This window comes from Mesorhizobium sp. M1A.F.Ca.ET.072.01.1.1 (genome assembly GCF_004023325.1).
Lineage (GTDB): Bacteria > Pseudomonadota > Alphaproteobacteria > Rhizobiales > Rhizobiaceae > Mesorhizobium.
This window is the reverse complement of record NZ_RZSF01000732.1, coordinates 1-454: the sequence shown is the minus strand read 5'-3', so window position 1 is coordinate 454 and position 454 is coordinate 1. Positions and strand designations below refer to the sequence as shown.

Below are 454 nucleotides of genomic sequence, written 5' to 3'. Positions count from 1 at the left end.
CTGCAATACGATCCGGTCATGGAAGCCGACCGAAATGCTGAAAGGGCTATCTGCGACATCATATCGGCCGAGTATCCGATGCACGCGATATTGGGCGAGGAGCTCAGCCCGTCGGGATCCGGGCCGCTCAAATGGGTGATTGACCCGATCAACGGGATGAAACCCTACCTATGCGGGCTTCCGGTCTGGGGAACTCTGATAGGCTTCACCGTCGATGGCCGCTCCGCAATGGGAATGATGAACCAGCCCCATACCGGGGAATGCTTCTGGTCCGATGGTACGAAATCGGTCTGCCATTCGGCCCATGGCGAGACCGTTTTGAGGGCGAGCGGCACTCAACGTCTTTCCGACGCGATATGCCACACGAATTCTCCAGAACCCTTCGCGCGCCGTCCGGGGCGAGGATTTGCCCGGCTCGCGTCGTCGGTCAAATTCACTCGCTACGGTGGCGAAT

1 protein-coding gene is annotated in these 454 nt (G+C 59.3%); it reads left to right on the top strand.

Features of this window, described 5'->3' with window-relative positions; translation table 11 throughout:
* Window positions 1–18 precede the first annotated feature (18 nt).
* A partial coding sequence (locus tag EOA32_RS37775) for an inositol monophosphatase family protein (RefSeq protein ID WP_281015320.1) occupies window positions 19–454 on the top strand: 436 nt, incomplete at its 3' end.